This is a genomic window from Paenibacillus sp. J5C2022 (assembly GCF_025567625.1).
Lineage (GTDB): Bacteria > Bacillota > Bacilli > Paenibacillales > Paenibacillaceae > Pristimantibacillus.
This window is the reverse complement of record NZ_JAOQJC010000029.1, coordinates 44,886-64,466: the sequence shown is the minus strand read 5'-3', so window position 1 is coordinate 64,466 and position 19,581 is coordinate 44,886. Positions and strand designations below refer to the sequence as shown.

Below are 19,581 nucleotides of genomic sequence, written 5' to 3'. Positions count from 1 at the left end.
TTGCGCACTCCTATCTACCGAGTCGATCCAGTGTCATTTTGTATCCGTCGTTGCCGTAGTTCAGGCATCTCTTCACTCTGGAGATGGTAGCGGTGCTTGCACCCGTCTCCGCCTCGATCTGGTTGTACGTGCTTCCTTTCCCCAGCATGCGCGCTACCTCCAGTCGTTGCGACAAGGATTGTATTTCATTGACTGTGCACAGATCGTCGAAGAATACATAGCACTCCTCCACGGACTTGAGCGTCAATATGGCCTCGAACAATTGGTCTATCGCTTTATCATTGAGCTTCTTCAGCTGCATGCATTACCACTCCCATTATTGCTATTCATCTTATTTTATCCCTTCCGTACCTTTATTTCAAACTTTACCGTGTTCACGTATCGAAGAAGTCAAGCGAAATGACAAATGTTGCTTCCCGCCCTCAGGGCATTCAACCAGAAAAGTATGAAAACCCGGGACATTCGTCCAATCACCACGTTAGCCTATGCCATAGACTGATATTAAAAAGGGTTGTGATCCCATTGAATCAACAGCTTTACCCTGGTGGCGGCAATCGGCAGCACAGGCAAAGCCGAGCAGCGCGTCCGCAGGAAGCACAGCCTGGACACGGCAGCGCGCTCCGGCAGCCACCGTACAATCAACCAAGCCACGACTATCATCAGCTTATGGAGCAATATCAGTTCGTTCCTTCATCATACTATCATCAAGGACATCACGTTCAGGGCACATCGTACCCGCCTCATGCCTGGGGCAACGGCAATTACGGCAATCACGCCAGAAGCGCACCTCCGCAAGCCCATATCTCATCGCAAAATACGAGCGAGCCTCATCTGCTCCCGGCCGTCGTCCCGCAATCGTCCTCCCAGCTTGCAGAGACGCCTCCCAGACCCCCATCTTCATCCGGCGGATTCTCGCTGGCCAACTTGACCAAGATGGCCAACTTGAGCGAGATTAAAGGCTTCGTCGACCGGATGGGAGGACTGGACGGTATCCTGTCCACGGTAACGAAGATGCAGAAGGTCGTCACCGGCGTATCCCAGATGGCTCCCATGGTGAAGGTGCTGTTCGGCTCCTTCGGCAAGAAGTCCATCTCGCAAGACGACGAGAACAATTCCGGCTCTGGAGCGAAGCGTCGCCGCCGAAGAAGGAGCGGCAGCACACGCAAGAAGAGCGGCACCGCGCAGCGGCGCAGAAGACGAAGCGGCAGCCGGCGAAAATAATCGAGGGCATGACGAACAGGACAGCGGGAAGGCCATGAAGCTGACATCTAGCGCTTCATGGCCTATCAAGCTGTCCTTCTTCTCATTCGGCCGCAGTCCCGGCGGAGCTTGCGCTCTCCCATGTCGCATAGTCACGGAGCGCCGACGTATTCGGCACGACATGAATGTACGTCTTGCCCGGCATGAGCGCCAGTTCCTTCCCGTCCTTATGGAAGCGGATCATGCCGTCGGCCGCCCGCACCCATTCCGCCTCCATCACCTTGCCCTTCTGGAACAGAAGCGCGTCTCCACCGGATTTCAAGTCAATCGCGAGCCTGCCTACATCGTCCAGCGTCTTGTGCCCCGTCTGGAAGACGATAAGGTTCGTCGCGGACAGCTGCTCGTCGTTGTTCATATCGATATGCGGCTTGTCATTTATGGATCTTATGTATACGTTCGTGGATTCGTCGTACTTGTAGCCGACCTTGTAGCTCTTCAGCAGAAATTTGATGCTGATCTCCTTCGCATCCTCTACTGTGGAAGCGTCCGCCTCGTTCATTGCTCCTTCCGGAAGATAGATATATTTCTTCAACTCCACTTCTGAGGAGTATCCCTTCTTGTCCGCTCCCGTACGCAGTTGCTCCAGATTGGAATACAGATTGTGAGGCGCCTTCCGGTCCTTGCTTCTCCAGAAGTAAGTGCCTGCATTTGTAATTTCATCAAGATAAGGCTTGCGCTGGTTTTGCAGTATGCCATATGCTTCCGGGCTTCCGCCGGCATGGGCGATGACGGAGCCGTAGCTCTCCGCGATCTCGATCAGATAAGGCCGGTTGCTGCGGATCGGGCCGATTGTGAAGTCCTGCTTCTCTGTACTCTGGAAGATGGCGACTAGTCGGGTGATGCCGCCTTCCGCCAGCACTTCCCATATGACATCGGCTTCCGTCAGGCCGGATTGCGGCCGTGCAGGCGCCAGATTGTTGATCAGCACGGCCATGGGCCTTGCGCTTGCTTCCTTCTCAATTCCAATCCCCGTCAGGGGCGCTGCATAAGGCAGAGGCGTAGGAGTCGGCTCCGCTGTAGGATCGACGGTTGCAGTCGGCTCCATCGTCTCCTTGATGACCGGATCGCTCTTCCCGCCGTCCGATCCGCTGCCGCATGCCGACAAGAATACCAGAATGACCGTCAGCAGCAAAGTTAACGAAATACGTGCTTTCCCCTTCATGAATCCCCCGCCTTTTTCCAGTTTCATCAATCTCTTAATCTCTCTACTATTTAAACATAGATCGACAGGGATGTCTTGACCAAATTATAAAAACGCCGATGCCCTTCACACTTATTTCTTAATTGCAATGCCACATCGCCTACAAACCGCCATTCGCCCACTTTTCATACTCCAACCGAGATCACATCCCTTGCAACTCCTAAACTAGCCACTTTCCGCGCTCCAACCAATGCCACATCGCCTACAAACCGCCATTCGCCCACTTTCCATACTTCAACCGAGATCACATACCATGCAACTCCTAAACTAGCCACTTTCCGCGCTCCAACCAATGCCACATCGCCTACAGACCGCCATTCGCCTATTTTTCATACTCCAGCCGAGGTCACATAAACTATTGTGTAGGATTCATACACTAGCTCGGCTCACACGCTCCTTTGCGGCACTCCAGTGTATGAATCCTACACTATTTCAGCTCGCACTCCCCATTTCGGCGCTCCAGTGTATGAATCCTACACTAGCTCGGATCGCACGCCCCTTTGCGGCGCTACAGTGTATGAATCCTACACTATTTCAGCTCGCACTCCCCATTTCGGCGCTCCAGTGTATGAATCCTACACTAGCTCGGATCGCACGCCCCTTTGCGGCACTCCAGTGTATGAATCCTACACTATTTCAGCTCGCACTCCCCATTTCGGCGCTCCAGTGTATGAATCCTACACTAGCTCGGCTCGCACGCCCCTTTGCGGCGCTACAGTGTATGAATCCTACACTATTTCAGCTCGCACTCCCCATTTCGGCGCTCCAGTGTATGAATCCTACACTAGCTCGGATCGCACGCCCCTTTGCGGCGCATGATGTCGAGCATTCCGAAAGTGTGCCGTTGATCAAGCGATTAAAAATCCAATAAATGCATAACTTAAAGCTATCTCCCATGGAAACGAGGCGGAAAATTGTGAGCAAAGGGAGCGGCAACCTCAGCATATGGCTATCCTTCTCCATCCTTCTGCTAAGCTCGGGCCTGGTCTGCCATGTCATGGCAATCCCGATTATATTGGACGTGTCGCTCCGCGATTCATGGCTGACGGTGATCGTAGCCGCTCCATTGTTTTTGGTCTGGCTGCTGCTGCTGCATATCGTTATGAAGGGGCTTCACGGGCAGCGGCTGCCGGACTGGCTGCAGAGGGAATACGGCATTATACCGGCCTGGCTGCTGCGCCTCCTGTCGATCGTCATCCTCTTCTTCTCCGGCACTTACACGCTAAGAGACACCTCGTTATGGACCGTGACGACTTATATGCAGCAGACGCCAATGATCGTGGTCATAGTCAGTGCGGTAGCGCTGGCAATGCTGGCCGCCTACAAGGGCATTCGCACCATTGCCATGACGTCGAGCATTCTGGTGCCATTCGTCATTCTGCTGGGGTATTTCATCATGGGTGCCAATACGCGCTATAAAGACTACAGCTTGCTGCTTCCCGTGCTGGAGCATGGCTGGTCGCCCGTCTTCAGAGGCGTCGTCTATGTACTCGCCGGACTGATGGAGGTGTGGATTCTGCTGCTCTACCAGCATGAATTGCGGCAGAGGATGAAGTGGTGGCAACTGATCCTGCTGGGCCTGTTCCTGGTCGGCATGACGATGGGGCCGACGATTGGAGCGATCACGGAATTCGGTCCACAGGAAGCGGCCAAGCAGCGGCATACCGCCTTTGAGCAGTGGAAAATACTAAGTCTCGGCATCTTCCTGCAGCATGTCGATTTCCTGTCCATCTACCAATGGCTGTGCGGTTCCTTCGCCCGAATAGCCATCTCCTTGTACTTGATCGTGGACATGGCGGACATTCGCAGGCCGAGCCGACGTCTCATCGCGTTGTCGATTGCGAGCGTGGCGATGATCTGCGGAGCGAAATTTTCGAAGCTGCGGGATGATCAAGCGATCATGTACTTGCAGAATATCCATCTTCCGGGCATGTTTATTTTCACAAGCCTGTTAGTTGCCTTCCTAATATTAGCGATCTAGGGAAGCAAGTTGAAAGCAAGGAAAGGGGGAGCGGAATCATGAGTCATACAGATGACAATGAAGGGATCGTTCCGATCGACGAGCACGTACTGCGCCGCTGGTTCCGCGATAGCCACGACGTATGCATCTACTGCCAGCACTTCGGCACGCTTCCCGATCCGGTGCCTGCATTGTTCGCGTACAGCACGGGAATGGCGGAGACGACGACCATCAACGATATCGTTATGCCTGCGATCAGGAAGCTGTATGAGAAGACAGGCTTTCTGGACAAGGATACTATTATGAAGGAAGCCGATCTGCAGTGGAAAATGATGGATGCCACGAAAGGCGAGGTGAACCGGCATGTTGTCGCCGCCCATTTGTTCGATGGTACGCTCCTGTTCATCCTTCCGAACCTGCAGACGATGTGGAGCATCGATGTGTCGAAGCAGCTGTCACGCGTGCCGGAAGAATCTTCCACGGAAGTTGCGATTCGCGGACCGAAGGATGCATTCGTGGAGCACTTGTCATACAATGTGGCGCTTGTTCGTTCCCATCTGCGCACGCCGACGCTCGCTTGCGAGTACTTTCAACTGGGTACGCGCACGATGACGAAGTGCGCCTTGCTCTACGTTAGCGACATTGCGAACGAGGACACGATCAACCGAGTCCGCGGACAGCTCTCTACCATACGGGAGGAAAAAATTCTGACGACGGGCAATTTGGAGAACAGTCTTGCTCCGGGGGGATTCACCTTGTTCCCGCAGACCGATTATACGGGCAGGCCCGACTTCGCTGCCGACTGTCTGCTCAATGGCCGGTTCATCGTGCTCTTGGATGGCAATCCGACAGCGATTATCGCGCCGACCAACCTGTTCCTGCTGCTGAAATCGCCGGAGGACGCTTACTTCCCGTTTCTGTCCACCAATCTGGGAAGGCTGCTTCGCTATGCCGGCCTGTTCCTGACCATCTTCCTGCCGGGCTTCTTCATTGCCTTCACCACCTTCCACTCCGATCAAATCCCGTTCAGCCTGCTGGCTACTATATCCATGGGACGTGTCGGATTGCCAATGGAGTCTGCACTGGAGATGTTCTTCATTATGTCGCTTATGGAGCTGTTCCGCGAGGCCGGAGTCCGCTTGCCAACTTCCATCGGACAGACCTTGACGGTCGTGGGCGGCCTGATTATCGGCGATGCAGCCATACGAGCAGGCATGGTATCGCCGCTGATGATCGTCGTCACCGCCATTACCGTCGTCGCTGGCGCCACCTTGGTCAACCAGTCGCTGACGAGCACGACAATCCTGCTTCGCTTCGTCTCCTTCCTGCTCTCGGCGATATTGGGCATGTACGGGTTCATTCTGTCCATCATTCTGCTTGTCATCTACCTTACTTCTTTCGAATCTTTCGGCGTGCCTTATCTCGCGCCGGCTGCGCCTCTGCAACTGAAGGATCTGCTCAGAAGCCTGTTCAAGCTGCCTCAGAAGTGGATGAAGCGCCGGCCGGATTACTTGCACACGCGTAAGCCTGACAAGAGGGGAAGATGAAGCATGAGTGCACACTATTCCTTGCCGGCTGTCCGAATAGCAGCGACGGCACTGGCTCTGTGCATCGGCATGACCGTCTTGACGGGCTGCTGGAGCGCCTCCGATGTGCAGAACAAGAGCTATGTGAAGGCGCTTGGCATTGACTACGAGGACGGCGAGTTTATCGTGTACGCCCAATTTCTCGACTTTACCAGCATTGCGAAGTCGGAGTCGGGAGGACGGCGGGAAGGGAAGCCTTCCACCTGGGTCGGGCGCGGCAAGGGCAAGACGATCAATATGGCGTCCGACCAGCTATACAACACATCGCAAATCTACGTCACCTGGGGGCATATCTCCGCCCTTGTGTTCACGGAGAGAGCGCTGAAGGCGAAAGGGTTCGAAATGATCGAGATGGTCAATCGATTCCCGGAAATCCGCTACAACACTTGGATTTATTCGACGCAATCGGATCTGCTGGATATTTTATCTACAGAAGCCTTCTTCAATATGACGTCGCTCTTGTCGATCCTGCATGAGCCGATGCCGAACTACAAGCAGAATTCGACGCTGCCGCCAATCGAGATGTTCAAATTTATCGCGCGCTATAACGAACCCGATCAGCCCTCCTATATGCCCAGTATCAGCCTGAACCAGGATCAGTGGAGAATGTCCAAGAAGCCGGCTCCCCAGCTGATGTTGAACGGGGCATACTTCGAAAGCCACGACGGAAGCAAGACATTTATTAGCAAGAAGAAGCTGGAGGGCTATCAATGGATGCAGAAGGAAACGAATCGCGCACCGCTTACGGTGGAGAAGAACGGCATCGTCTATGCCAACTTGAGCTTAGGCCGTCCCTCTGTGGACATTCGCCCCGTACTGACGGACGGCAAAGCCCGCTTCCATATAACCGTGGGGCTGATCGGCGCCATGTACGAATACAATGAACCGATCTCGTACGAGGAGATGATATCGATCGCCGAGAAGGCCGTGGCCGAGCAGATTGAGAGGGTCTATCTGGAGGGGGTGCGCAATGGCGTCGATCTCTTCCAATTGGGACGGGCACTTCGCCTGAAGAGTCCCGTGATGTGGAAGCAGCTGACGGATAACGGGAACCGCCTGCTCGTCACGCCGGAATCCATCGAGAAGCTGACTGTTCACATCGACATCCCGTATAACGGAAAGTACAAGCGATTGACAGATTAGATCGACCAGTGATGCCACTCCTGCTGCTGGCGGTCGCGCTTCTCCAACCATTGCGACGTAACGGTGATCGCCTCTTCCTGATGCTTCCTGCTGGAATACGTATGGTTCGCCTGGAACAGAATCTCCTTGTCGCACACCCCTTCCGCTCTCGTCCAGAATACCTTCTGGTACAAGAAGCTGTAGTCGACGGGGATGAGCTCATCGCTAGTACCGTGGACAAGCAGGACATCTCCGCCGAAGCGCGGGGCCGACTGGAACGGCTGATGCTGCATGAGCGAATCGAAGTAGGCGGGCTGCAGCACGTATCCCATATGATCGGCGCCCCCCTTCGTGATCGCCTCGTCGTAACTCTCTCTCCCTACGATGCGGACAATATCGCTGAAGGGGTAGCCGACAGGTGACCACAGGACGAGCCGCTTCACCCGCTTGTCCTTCACCGCTGTCATAATGGAGACGGCCCCGCCCAAGCTGTGGCCCAGCAGAATGATACGCTGCGGATCGACGCAATCCATCGCCGAGATATAATCGATAACGGTGCGCGTCTGATCCACCATCGCATCGAAGCCGAGCGCTCCGTATTCGCCTGAGCTCTCGCCGCAGCCTCCATAGTCGAACCGCATCACGAAGCTGCCGCTTGCCGCCAGCGCGCGCGCCGTCTTCACGAACAAGCGATCGATGCCAATCCGATTGCCGATGAACCCGTGGCAGATGATAATCGCCCCATGCTTTCTGTTGCAGTCCTTCCCTTGTTGATGATTCGTTCCATTGTCGGCAGGGTAATGTAAAGTTGCTGCCAGTTCAAGCTCGTCGTGCCGAAGCACCAATTGCTTCTCCATCCCGAATTCCTCCTCATGCATGCGTGCGTCATCTATATATAATAATTCCTACCTGTATACTATGATTTAATTAAAACTATACTATCACCTTCCCCGCCGACTGTCAATTGGGTACTGAGAAGCGGTGCTGAGAGGCGTAATGAAAAATTCTTGTACGGTACAACCGATGCATACAACGCTCCGAACTGGCAATAGTAAAAAAAAGACCTCATACGGAGGTCTTCGCCATTACACTTATCGCTGGGAGGTGCGCCCATGCCGTTATGGATCGCATGGCTTCGGGATCATTGGATGTCCGTTATGCTCGCCGGCGGCGCCGTCATTGCCGTCATCTATGTCATCGCCCGCCGCAAGCTGCTATTTTTCAAGGAATAGCGGCATTGCTATTCGCACGATCGTTCCGGCTCCACGTTCACTGTCGATTCCGATCTCGCCGCCGTGGAGCTCAATGATCTCCTTGCATATCGCCAGTCCCAGTCCGGAGCCGCCCGCTCCGCTGCTTCCCTTGAAGAACTTGTCCATCACATGCGGCAGTTCTTCCGCATCGATTCCCTTGCCCGTATCCGATACTGTCAGAATCGCCTGCTCCTTCTCCGCCGCAGTAACTACGCGCACCGTCCCGCCGCTGTCGGTGAATTTGAACGCATTGTCAATCAAATTAATAATGACCTGCTTCAAACGGTTCGCATCGCCTTCCACGAGAATCGGGCTGGCTCCGTAGGTCGGCACTAGCTTGACGCCTGTCTTCTCCTCCCGTACAGCAAGCTGGCGTACCGTCTCCCTTACCGTGCTGTTCAAGTCCAACGGCTCCGGATGCAGCTCCATCGTCTTCGCGGACAGCTTGGAGAAGTCCAGCAAGTCCTCGACAAGGCCGGATAGCCGCTCCGTCTCCTTGCTGATAATGGACAGCCCCATTCTAAGCTCCTCGTCGTCTTCCGTCGGCTCGCTCTCCTTGAGCGTCTCGCTCCACCCCTTGATGGAAGTAAGCGGCGTACGGAGTTCGTGCGAGATGGAGGAGATAAAATCGTTCTTCAGCGTCTCCCGCGTATTCAGCTCGCTAACCATCGTATTGAACGTCTCCGCCAGCTGGCCGATCTCGTCGTTGCTGCGCTTCGTCGCCCTGCGCGTCCAGTCGCCCTCTGCCATATATCTCGCCGCCTTCGTCAGCTCCCTGATCGGCTTCACGATGCGCTGGGCCAGGAAGAGGCTGAGCCCGAGGAACAGCAAAATGACAAACAAGCCCGCGATCGCCGCAAGCTGGATGAGACGGTACACCATATCGTCCACTTGCTCCAGCGATGATGTATACCGGAACAGCGATACGACCCGATTGTCGTTCCATATCGGAATCGTCACGGAGACTACCCGCTCCTTGTAATAGGGATCGACGCCCGTCCAGCTTCCTGCCGAACCGGACATCGCCGCCTTCACATCGCTGGTCGCATAACGGATATCCGGCGCGAAGCCTTCCGAGTCGATACGCACCTCGCCATTGCTGCTCAGCAGCTGGAGCCGGGAGCCGCCTCCCTCCACCATGTACAGCAGCATGTAGTGCGCCTGATCGTTCAGCGTAAGCGAGGACAAGGAACGGCTGTGGAGCGACATGGCCGATTCCGCGCGCTGCTTGACCGAGCTGTTGGCGCTGCCGTAATAATATTTCCACATCAGCAGAGAGAATGACGCTCCCAGCACGGTAACCACCAGCGCAATCAGCAGAAGATAGCTCAGCACCATCTTGGTCTTGACGCTCTTCATGCCCGCTCGCTCCGTCTCCATCTATATCCGAAGCCCCATACCGTCTCGATAAAAGAAGGCTCCGAAGGATTGCACTCAATCTTCTGTCGTATGCGGCGTATGTTCACGTCGACCACCTTCAGATCGCCTACATAATAACGTCCCCATACCGCCGTCAGGATATCGTCGCGGCTGACGCTCTCTCCCTCCCGCTCCATAAGCAGCCTGACAAGCGTCCATTCCGTAGGCGTCAATATAATCTCTTCCCCGTCCTTCCAGAGCTTGCGCTCCATGACGGACAGCTTGAACGGTCCGCTGATCCTGACGCCCGAGGGACGCTCATCTTCCGAACCGACCGTCGTACTGTCCGCTATGCCGGAGCTATGCCCCTCGGCAGCCGATCCCTCGACAACCGGCATGGTATCGGCGAGCTCCCTTGCCGCTGCTACAGGCTGCTCGCCCTTATCGCGGACTCCATCATCGGCATGCATGCGCCGGTAGAGCGATTTGATTCGCGCGATAAGCTCACCCGGACTGAACGGCTTCTGCACATAATCGTCCGCTCCCAGCTCCAGCCCGTGGATCTTGTCCTCCTCCTGGCTCTTCGCAGTCAGCATAATAATCCCCATTCGCGGATATTGCTCACGCAGTCTCTCGCACACTTCGAAGCCGCTAATCGTCGGGAGCATCACATCCAGCAGCGCAATATCGAACGGCCCCTGCTCGGCCGCGAACGCCAGCGCATCCTCACCGTTCTCCGCTTCCGTCACTTCCATCTCATTCCGCTTCAGATTAATGCGAACGAAGCCGCGTATCGCCTCTTCATCCTCCAGCAACAATATTCGCACCATTCTCACCGCCATTTCCGACTCTATTGATTATGCTCGAACTGGAGCAGCGAAGGAAATCGTTCCACAGCCTTCACCATATCCATGAAATCCGCCTGCGCAGCTTCCGCCAACTGTACGGGAGGCGCCTTCGCATACTGGACAACGAACACATTGCCGCTATCTCGGCTCAGCTCGAAGTAAGGCTTCTGCTTCGCTTTGTTCTGCCAGGACTCTTCCAGCTCGCTCCACTTCTCGAGCCGTATCGCATACAATGCAGCAAGCTCTGTCGAAGCCTTATCCCGTTCATCCCAATACTGGAACGAGACCAAGCCGTACGGTTCATTCTCCAGCGGAGAGAACGTATACCGCCCCCTCCACTCCTTCGGAATCGTCAATCGGATGCCGTATGCGTAATTTTGATACTGTTCCGTGACAACCTCGTAGCCCGTTCTTCCGTCCCACTGCACATACTGATTGATCCATTCCGTGTCCACGTAGGAAGCTTGCTCCGATCCCGGAGCCTGCAGCGCCCTGTGCAGCTCCAGAATGCCGTCCCCGTTCACGTCCTCGCTATACACCCCTCTGCCGTTGAAGCCTTCCTCCGACATGAACAAGGGACCATCCGGATAGATAGGCTTCAGCTTGCCGTTCTCCCAGGCGTACATATATGTCATCATGCTATGCGCTCCCGTATTGCCTTCGATTATAATCCCTCTATGCCTTGGGGATATCTCGCCGATGACCATTGTGTCATAGGAATTGACCGAGGGAGTCAGCTCCATGCTTGTGATTCGCTTCATCCCGTTCCCTCGCCATTCGTACACATCAAGGTCATGAGAAGATAGCATATCGTCCCCTTTGCTGTCGTAAGAGAGCAGAATTGCCAGCTGTGTAATGCCGTCATTCCCGAACTCGCCAACTTCCGCGAGCGTATACGAGAAGCTCTCCAAGGGCTCCAGCGTCTTCTCTCCCGTATCGTTCCGCGTCACTTTCGTCTGGAACGAATACAGCTCCAGCGTATTGGGACTGTCATACGATCCGATCCAGCCTACGAGCAGCTCCTGCTGCCCGTCATTGTCGAAGTCCGTCAGCTTCAGCCAGTCGATGCCTCTGGCGAGGGGCTGTTGAATCGTCAGCCACTTGCGCCAGCTGTTATTCTCATTGCGCAGCAGCATGATCTCCGGTGTACTGTATTCCCCGTAATACGTGACCACCGCTTCATCCACGCCGTCACCGTCCAGATCGATGAGCCGTACCGCTTCCTTGTAGTCATCATCCCGAAGCGGAAGCGTGAGCAAGCTATGCTTGGGCAGCGCACGAGCAATCGCGCTTGTCAGCTGCTGCTTGCCTTCGGCAATCGTCGGCTTCTGCAGCAGATCCGCCGGCGCAGCCGTATACTTGCATCCGCTGACGACCAGAGGAAGGAGAAGCAGCGCAGCAAGAAGCGGCGCAGCCCTTAGCTGCCGCTTCCCCTTGCCGCGCTGCTTGAATGTTAAGCCAGGCAAAGTTGCATTCCCCTCCTCATAGATGAATGTATCGTTGAACTTCCGGGCGGAATGCTAATCCAGCATATCCAGCTCCTCCAGCTCATCCATTGTCACGAATTCGTAGCCCATCTCCCTGAGATCCTTGATTGCACCAGGGAGCATCTCCACTGTATTCTTAATATGCTTGCCGCCGAAAGAATGCATTAATATTATACCACCCGGCTTCGTCTCATTACGAATCATCTTCCGCATATCTGCTACAGAAGTGCCTGCCCAGTCCCGCGTATCCACAGTCCAGCCTGTATGCTCGCGTTCTTGCTCCTCCAGTACGTCCAACAGCGTCTGGGAGAGCGCTCCGTAAGGAGCCCGGAACCATTTGGGCCAGTAACCCAGCACCTCTTCGATCGCCTTATCCGTCTCGGCGATATTATCGATTATTTGCTGCCGGCTGAGCTTCCGGAAGTTCTCATGCCCGGTGGAGTGATTGGCGATGCCATGGCCTTCGTCATGCATACGCTGCAGCACCTCGGGATATTTCTTCACCTGCGATCCCACGACGAAGAATGTCGCCTTTACCCCTTCTTCCTTCAGGATATCCAATATCGCCGTCGTATAACGGGTGTCCGGCCCATCGTCGAACGTGAGCGCCACCACCTTCTTCTTCTCGCCGGGTTTTTGCTTTTCTTTGTCCGGCGCGGTTCCCCCGGCATTTCCTTTGTCTTGACCGGCGTTGCCCTTGTCATTGCTTCCATTGCCGTCATTGCTTCCGTTGCCGTTATTGCTCCCGTTGCCACTAGCACTGCTCCCGCTGCCGTTGCCTTTTCCATCGTTCGTACTCCCGTTGCCGTCGCCTTTGCCGCTCCCGTTTCCGTCCGCTCCACTTCCGTCGTTCGTACTCCCGTTTCCGTTACCGGTGGCTTCGCCTTTCCCTTTCCCGTCCGCTCCGCTTCCAGCGTTCTCCGACTCTTGAGTGGCATCCTTGTCTGCGCCGCCATCGCCGGCATTGCTATCTATATGAGAAGAGTCCTTGCCGCCGGGTATGTAGATGCCATTCCCGTTCCCGTTCGCTCCAATCAGGTGGCCCTTGACGCTATCCGGTTCGGTAACTGAAATCAATATACCTTCCTCCCCGTTACCGTCCGTCAGATCGCCTTGATCCTGAATGGCTCCCTTGTTACCCGGCGACACTAGTCCCGATATACTGATTGTCTGACCTGCCGCACAGCCGACGAGCCATATAATAATGGCTGCAAAAAGGATCACAACCGCCGATTTGCGATAATTTCTTTTTCTTACTCTTGATGTTCTCATCTTGCTCACCCTCTATCCCGCTGATAAATCTATCTTATCGGAATAGCGGCTTCAGAGAGTTACAATTTAGTTACGACGTTCGAGAGAGTGTGACATACGATCAACAAGCAACACACAAATTGCCGATTGTGAATATTCCCGTTATAATGAAAGTTAATATAGATGAGAATTATTTTCATTGGAAGGGAGGGACTTAAGCCAGTGTCTCACTCTATTCACGAGGTTTACAACACCTATTTTCAAGAGCTATCGCTCTTGCCGACGTCTACCGGCGATAACGTTACAAAGGTTATGAAGCTGGGGCAGCCAGTTGGTCTCGGCCATATCGATCGCATCATTACGGCTGCAGGAATTGAGATCGTCCAGTGCCGTCACCAGTTGCATCACAATCATACGATCCGTGTGGAGGCCGACAGCGCATTTGTCGAGCTTACCTTTTTGCTACATGACTGATCTCAATCTGGAGGCAATCGTCGCTGCAAATCCCGACCTCATATTTGCCGGACCGACCCAAGAGAAGATTATCGGGCAATTGGAGAAAATTGCGCCTACTGTTCTTGTGCCGCATGGCTTCGACGCTTTCCGTGAGCGCTTCGCTTTCATCGCGGAAGTGATGGATAAGCAGACAGAGATGGAGGAGTGGATGAAGGCTTACGAAGAACGTGCCGAGCAGCTTCACAAGGAGATCAAGAACGTGATCTGCGAGGAGCATTTCGCTGTCATTGGCGCCACTACGAAAGAACTTCATATTTACTCAACGACGGGAGTGGCGGATATGATCTTCGGCGATCTTAAGCTTCCTATGATGCCGGGCACACCGGAGGCGGATTACTGGGGCGGGATTGTCGCTGATCTGGAAATACTGTCTACGTTCGAGCCTGACCACATTGTTCTCATTGCAGACAATGAGAACAATATGTTGGAGCAGAGCGCAATTTGGAGCAGCATGAAGGCAGTGAAGGAAGGCAACGTGTATCGCATGACCAACAGGCAGAACTACAACGAAGCCTTCTACGCGCTGGGCAAGAAGAAACTGATCGAGGAGCTGGCTGTGAACATTAGCGGAAAATAAAATAGGTTGTCGATGATCATTCACCTAAAAGGGAGCCACTCATATGGCTCCCCCTCTCGCGTCAATGCGACTTGCAGCTATTCTGTTCGCCCTTTCTCCGAACATTCACCTATCACGATTCGATTACTTTGACCGTAATCTCATCTGTCGCCGTCAATCCGGTATCGTTGATCAACTCCGCATAATAAGTGTAGCCCCCTGGCAATCGGCCGGCAATGTTCGTTAGAGTCGACTGAGCAGAAGGGGAGTGGGCACTTAGCCTCTGCTCGTCAATTAACATGCCGTTCTCGTACAAACGATACGTATGCGCATTCGTTCCCCACCAGAGATTCATCGTTATCTCATACTCGTCACCTTGCTGCCAGTTATTATGGGAGAGAACGGCATGGGCGGGGTTTGCATCTGTCACTATTACTGTGTGCGTTTCCGTGTAAGTCACGCCATGAATATTGACGAGTTCAGCCCTATAGGTATAGGTTCCATTGTTCCTGCCCGCAATTGCGGTGACGGCTCGCTGGGCATTGGGAGCACGATCCTCTAGCGTCTGTGTGTCAATCAACTGACCATTCTCATACAATTTGTACCGCTGTGCTTGATTGCCATGCCATATATTCATCGAAATCGTATAATCGCCGTCCATCAGTCCCGTATCATGACCGTTATCGTCCGATAGAACGCCCGCTGCAGGAGGAGCCGTGCTGCTTCCCTGCGGGAGCGGGGTGTATAACAGGAATGGGCGGCTCTCGGCGTGCTCCTTGCTGTGAATAACAGTAGCATACCCCACTCCCGCCTGTGCGATGGCGAATGTTGCGACGCCGTCCCCCGCAGCCTCGGCCAGTACAAAGTCCGTAACGTCAATGCGATGCCAGTCGGCAACGCTCGTAAAATGAGATGAGCCGAGCGCCGCTCCATAATTCAGCTGCGAATGCCAAGTCATGGCATGTTCATCCCAATTATCGTCCGTCACAGGGTAGATATAGATATCGGACTCCGATCCGTCGCCGTCGCGTATAAACCCATACAAATTAAGGTATACCGACTCCGTCACTGAAGGGCTCGCGATCTCGCTAACATCGAATTTCATATAACTAATCCGTTTAGTGTTATCCCCGTTCGCCAACTTGACATTTAGCTCGCTCTGCTGGCCATAATTTTTATGTGCATGATCGCCGCCACGGACGTAGGTGTCAGAGGCAGCGAATATTGTCCCCCTCATCATTGCCGTCACTTCCAGCCGGGCAACCTCCATTTTGCGGTTATGAATGATCAGGGCAGTAATGCGCACATCCCCTTGCGCATGCGGATACACGACACCTTGCTCCGATATGCTTGCTATAGCGGGATTGCTGGAATAGTAGTGAACCTGTGCTTGAGACAGATCGGCAGCTGTGCCGTCGGTCATGCTTCCGGCAAGCTCCAGCGCCAAAGCCTCGCCTACGATCAGATTCGAAGGCGCATTCGCGAATACGGCCGAGTCGAACACATTGTCGATCACTGTCGGCGGCAATGGCTGCGAATAGAACTGCACCTCTGTCAGGCTGTTATAGGCGTTAACAGAGTTGCCCTTCCCAATAATCTTCACATAGCGCGCCGTTCTCGTTGCTGTTGCGTAATGCTCCGGCTTAAGACTCTTGCCGCTCGAGACACCGTTCGCAATGACGGTCGTCCATTCCACACCGTCTTGAGAGACGGCTGCATCGAAGTATCCCCTGCGCTCTGTGCCGCGGAACCATGCAATCGATATCGTCTCAATCGTCTGAAGCGAACCGAGGTCGTATTGTATCCATTCGCCGGAGCCGAGAGACGACCAGCGAGTACTGAGATCGCCATCGATCGTATTCGCCGGAACATTCCCGTCATGCGAGCTTGCGCTGACAGCGGCTACAGGCAGAGAGGGAAGCGGCGGTTCCTCTTCGAGATCCATATGAATGGCATACCTGGTCGTCAACGCTGAAGCGTGATCGCTCACCTCAATCCATGCCGTTCCCGGCAAGGACGCCGGCGGCGTCACGATTACATTGGCTTGCGCATCGACAGACGCAGCTGTAATCAGCGGTATCTCTGCTTGAGACGCAGGCAATTTCACATCATAGGTAAATGTATCGCTGACGAAGTCGGGCAGCCCCTGACCATCCATCGCAATAGACGACAATAAGGAGGAAGCCCCGCCAGGCAACGACCAGCTCGATAAGCTGGTTACCGCAGGCAGTTGTTGAGAAGATGGCGGCGACTCCCAAGGCTGAAGCGGCACCATGAGAACAGACAGCTGCAGCTGCTGCGTATTGGGCTCATGAATGACAAGCTTTTTCACACCCGCATTGGTATTTTGACCAGCCGGATCTGCTGTCTGAGGAAGCGGCTCGGCGTCCATGTACTGGAATTCGCCCTGGCTTGACAGAATACGCAGCCAGAGACGTTTGCCATCCTGCTCCAATGTCGCTTCCTTGCCATCCCCGCTAATGCTCTCGATTCCAGTAACGGTATGCATGAACCACCAGATATCCTCTGCTTGAGAAGTGACCACTTCGTCCTGAAGCAAAATATATCGGCGATCATGAAATAGCTTGAGACCGCGCTTTGTGCTAACCGCCTTATCGGCATATACAGGAGTCAAATCGGCAATCGCATAGACCTCGGACGGCGATGACTGGAAATCGGTAATAGGGGCCGCGACCTCGTAATTCTGCTCCCTTCCTCCGTCAGGGCCGATGACAAGCGTATTCGTGCCTTCCGAGCGAAGCCGGTAATAGCTCCATCGTTGGTTGCTGCGATCGAAATAGCCGGGCAAATTATAATTATCCGGCCCTAACGCGCTTGCCCAGCGGACGCCAAGCGCATCAACAATGAATTCTCCGGCATCCAAGTGCTTGTGACTCGAATCCGCAACAGCCCCCTTGAACCCTGCAAATACGGCATGTGGAGATTCCCATGCACTTCTCATCAATCCGACTTGCGCATGGGAATACAGTCGATCCTTCTCCAATCCATTAGCCGCCGGACCTGTGTAGCTGTTAGGCGTGTACCATAGCAAGGCTTGCGGAGTGCCAATAGAGCCTTCTCTGGCCCATTGATACAGGGGATTGTCAAATTTTTGTGCGAACCAGAGCATCTGGGGAGCCGCGAGCGTCCCTGAACCGCTGTCGGAGAAATTAAAGGCCCTCCCAGTCGGTCCTTCCATATAGATGGGGAAGCTGGCGGTCTCCGAGACGCCTGGCGAATCGGACAGGCCGAAGCTCGTGCCGATGACAGCTTCCAATCCGCCCAAGTAGAGAGCCAAGTAATGTGCGGCATATTCCCAGTAACCGTAACCTTCGAACCAGCCGCCGTTCGGAGCGAATTGGGAGATCGCTTTCGGAATGGACTCCAATGATTGACGAATAATGTTGTCTGCGAGATGTCCGTATGCCGGCTCATCGCCAATCGCCAGCGCTCCGGCAAGCAGACCGCCGTTGCATACGATATTCCAATTATGCAGCTTCGAAGGCCAAGTCGCCGTCTCGTATTGGCTCAAGCCGGGCATTAGTCCTTTCGTGGCGATGGCATCCCGTATCGTATCTTTTCGATCCGTCGTCCAGTAGTCATAGAGCCAATCGTATCCGATGGCAAATGCGTGCGTCATCTCAGCCGTATCCAGGAAGTGCCTGGGATTCCAATCCGGGAAGGAGGCTGCGGCATTCAGCTCCATCCATGCACGTTCCGCATAGGCGGGATTCTGATCCAGATGATACATCATGGCCAGCGTGTAGATTCGCTTAAGCACCAGACGGCTTGTATCCAGCAGGCGCAAGCCGTCCGGAATGGAATAAGTTGCGACCGGCTCGCTCAGCATCGCATCCGCCTGCGCCTTCACATCCTGATACCATCTGGCGGCAACCGGGTCAGTTGCGATATGGGAAGCAATCTCTGCGAATCTGGCATCGTCTGCAAGCAGTCTGGGATGTCCATTCTTGAACATGGAGACTAACCATCCGCTCTCCTCCAGATGGAAGTGATCGAACGACACAGAGCCGGTAGCATGCCAGAGATAAGGTTCTATCATAAGCAGAGCCGCTGTATCCGGTGAACGGAAGCTGAAGCTTACCTTCGTCCACTCCTTGTCGCCTTTCCAGCTCCCGATCATGATATTGTCTCCGAGCTTTCCCCAATTGCTATTGAACATCTGCAGCCTTACAGTGGAGCCGAGATCAGGGGATACAAGCTGCTCCGTTTTGACCCAGAAGGACAAATAATAATCCTTGTTGGCTTGGATGGAGACTGTCTGCGATATTTTGGCTCGCGTGGGCGCTTCGGCGCTGATTCGCAATGCGGCCTCACCAGCGTAAGGCTGCAGAAGCTCCGCTTCAAATACAGGTGCGCCGCTATTCGTTTGCTTTGACCAGGCTTCCGGAAAGCCATTCACGACGGAATCCAGACTTGGATTAAGCAGCATATTGGCAGATTCCCAAGGCTTTAGCTCGGTCAGCGTCATATTGTCGAACCACACAGTTCCAACCGCATTCCATAAAAAATTTTCGACATGCAGCCGTGTAGTATCGGCAGGCGTGCGGAAGCTGTAGGTGATTTTCCGCCAATCCTGAGTGCCTGTCCAATTGCCGGCGAATAAAGAAGAACCGACGGAATTGTACGCCTGGTCGTAGAATTGAAGCCGGATCGTCGCCCCCCGATCGCTCGAAGCCAATTGATCGAGCTTGACCCACGCCGTAAGCTCATAGGTGGTGTCGCCTTTCACCGATGCGATCTGATGGACGCTGGCTCTGCCCTTTGAAGAAGCGCTCAGCTTAACTGAATATTGGCTGTCATAGGCTTGCTGGCTGTCCGCCGCAACAGTGGGCGTCCCGGTATAGGTGGATATATTCCAACCCTGAGGCAAGCTGCCGTCAACCGCTTCGAAGCTTCCATTGTTCAGCAGCGGCAGCGGCTCTGATGCGCCGGAATTGTCTGCAACCGCTTTCACAAATCCGGAAAACGGTACACCATACAACAGCAGCAGACTCGACACAACAGCGGCCATTACGAGACCCATCACTCCTCCGTTAACCATCCTTCTCCTTGCATCCTTCACATGACATCACTCCCTTGGTTTTATAAGACAAGCAAGAAGGAAGAGGAGTCACCCATTGCGGTGGATCCTCTCCTTCTTGCTGCTTGCCATCAATCTGTG

The 19,581-nt window shown here is 54.3% G+C and carries 14 protein-coding genes; 6 read left to right on the top strand and 8 right to left on the bottom strand.

The features are described 5' to 3' along the window. Window positions 1–10 precede the first annotated feature (10 nt). On the bottom strand, window positions 11–301 hold the full coding sequence (locus M6D81_RS21340; protein WP_262679060.1) for a YerC/YecD family TrpR-related protein: 291 nt from the start codon (window positions 299–301) through the stop codon (window positions 11–13). Window positions 302–522: 221 nt separating this feature from the next. Here M6D81_RS21340 and M6D81_RS21335 point away from each other — a divergent pair, with 221 nt between their 5' ends. Next, a complete protein-coding gene (locus M6D81_RS21335) occupies window positions 523–1,221 on the top strand; it encodes a hypothetical protein (protein WP_262679059.1) in 699 nt (232 codons plus the stop codon). Window positions 1,222–1,303: 82 nt separating this feature from the next. Here M6D81_RS21335 and M6D81_RS21330 read toward each other — a convergent pair whose 3' ends face one another. Then, window positions 1,304–2,422 (bottom strand): DUF3048 domain-containing protein, encoded by a 1,119-nt coding sequence (locus M6D81_RS21330; protein WP_262679058.1) that lies wholly within the window; start codon window positions 2,420–2,422, stop codon window positions 1,304–1,306. Between the two features lie 955 nt (window positions 2,423–3,377). On the opposite strand from M6D81_RS21330, the gene M6D81_RS21325 reads away from it, so the two are divergent. From M6D81_RS21325 to M6D81_RS21315, 3 genes are read left to right on the top strand one after another with little or no spacing between them, the layout of a single operon-like run. Beyond that, window positions 3,378–4,442, top strand: a complete 1,065-nt coding sequence (locus M6D81_RS21325; protein WP_262679057.1) for an endospore germination permease — start codon at window positions 3,378–3,380, stop codon at window positions 4,440–4,442. 38 nt (window positions 4,443–4,480) lie between these two features. Beyond that, the gene (locus M6D81_RS21320) at window positions 4,481–5,968 is read left to right on the top strand and encodes a spore germination protein (RefSeq protein ID WP_262679055.1); all 1,488 of its coding nucleotides are present in this window, start codon (window positions 4,481–4,483) and stop codon (window positions 5,966–5,968) included. Between the two features lie 3 nt (window positions 5,969–5,971). After that, window positions 5,972–7,150: a Ger(x)C family spore germination protein gene (locus M6D81_RS21315; RefSeq protein WP_262679054.1), complete on the top strand. Its 1,179-nt coding sequence runs from the start codon at window positions 5,972–5,974 to the stop codon at window positions 7,148–7,150. Here the strand turns inward: M6D81_RS21315 and M6D81_RS21310 are convergent. The 5 genes from M6D81_RS21310 to M6D81_RS21290 all read right to left on the bottom strand — a co-directional run bounded on the left by M6D81_RS21310 (window position 7,147) and on the right by M6D81_RS21290 (window position 13,348). After that, on the bottom strand, window positions 7,147–7,986 hold the full coding sequence (locus M6D81_RS21310) for an alpha/beta hydrolase (protein WP_262679053.1): 840 nt from the start codon (window positions 7,984–7,986) through the stop codon (window positions 7,147–7,149). The genes M6D81_RS21315 and M6D81_RS21310 overlap by 4 nt on opposite strands. Before the next feature lie 357 nt (window positions 7,987–8,343). Further along, entirely contained in the window at window positions 8,344–9,762 is a 1,419-nt protein-coding gene (locus M6D81_RS21305; protein ID WP_262679052.1) for a sensor histidine kinase, read from the bottom strand. After that, window positions 9,738–10,568 carry a response regulator transcription factor gene (locus M6D81_RS21300; protein WP_262679083.1) on the bottom strand — a complete coding sequence of 277 codons (831 nt, stop codon included), beginning with the start codon at window positions 10,566–10,568 and terminating at the stop codon, window positions 9,738–9,740. The genes M6D81_RS21305 and M6D81_RS21300 overlap by 25 nt, the downstream gene beginning before the upstream one ends. A gap of 23 nt (window positions 10,569–10,591) precedes the next feature. Continuing rightward, window positions 10,592–12,055 (bottom strand): FG-GAP repeat domain-containing protein, encoded by a 1,464-nt coding sequence (locus tag M6D81_RS21295; RefSeq protein ID WP_262679050.1) that lies wholly within the window; start codon window positions 12,053–12,055, stop codon window positions 10,592–10,594. Window positions 12,056–12,109: 54 nt separating this feature from the next. Next, window positions 12,110–13,348: a polysaccharide deacetylase family protein gene (locus M6D81_RS21290; protein WP_262679049.1), complete on the bottom strand. Its 1,239-nt coding sequence runs from the start codon at window positions 13,346–13,348 to the stop codon at window positions 12,110–12,112. Window positions 13,349–13,549: 201 nt separating this feature from the next. On the opposite strand from M6D81_RS21290, the gene M6D81_RS21285 reads away from it, so the two are divergent. Both M6D81_RS21285 and M6D81_RS21280 read left to right on the top strand, forming a co-directional pair. Further along, window positions 13,550–13,801 (top strand): hypothetical protein, encoded by a 252-nt coding sequence (locus tag M6D81_RS21285; protein WP_262679048.1) that lies wholly within the window; start codon window positions 13,550–13,552, stop codon window positions 13,799–13,801. Next, window positions 13,770–14,420, top strand: a complete 651-nt coding sequence (locus tag M6D81_RS21280) for an ABC transporter substrate-binding protein (protein ID WP_262679047.1) — start codon at window positions 13,770–13,772, stop codon at window positions 14,418–14,420. The genes M6D81_RS21285 and M6D81_RS21280 overlap by 32 nt, the downstream gene beginning before the upstream one ends. A gap of 112 nt (window positions 14,421–14,532) precedes the next feature. On the opposite strand, the gene M6D81_RS21275 is transcribed toward M6D81_RS21280, so the two are convergent. Then, window positions 14,533–19,482: a CBM96 family carbohydrate-binding protein gene (locus M6D81_RS21275; protein WP_262679046.1), complete on the bottom strand. Its 4,950-nt coding sequence runs from the start codon at window positions 19,480–19,482 to the stop codon at window positions 14,533–14,535. Window positions 19,483–19,581 lie beyond the last annotated feature (99 nt).

Bases quoted from the DNA above. Each gene is read 5' to 3' on its own strand.
- M6D81_RS21340 (WP_262679060.1), bottom strand. From the start codon at position 301: ATGCAGCTGAAGAAGCTCAATGATAAAGCGATAGACCAATTGTTCGAG.
- M6D81_RS21330 (WP_262679058.1), bottom strand. From the start codon at position 2,422: ATGAAGGGGAAAGCACGTATTTCGTTAACTTTGCTGCTGACGGTCATT.
- M6D81_RS21320 (WP_262679055.1), top strand. From the start codon at position 4,481: ATGAGTCATACAGATGACAATGAAGGGATCGTTCCGATCGACGAGCAC.
- M6D81_RS21315 (WP_262679054.1), top strand. From the start codon at position 5,972: ATGAGTGCACACTATTCCTTGCCGGCTGTCCGAATAGCAGCGACGGCA.
- M6D81_RS21310 (WP_262679053.1), bottom strand. From the start codon at position 7,986: ATGGAGAAGCAATTGGTGCTTCGGCACGACGAGCTTGAACTGGCAGCA.
- M6D81_RS21305 (WP_262679052.1), bottom strand. From the start codon at position 9,762: ATGGAGACGGAGCGAGCGGGCATGAAGAGCGTCAAGACCAAGATGGTG.
- M6D81_RS21290 (WP_262679049.1), bottom strand. From the start codon at position 13,348: ATGAGAACATCAAGAGTAAGAAAAAGAAATTATCGCAAATCGGCGGTT.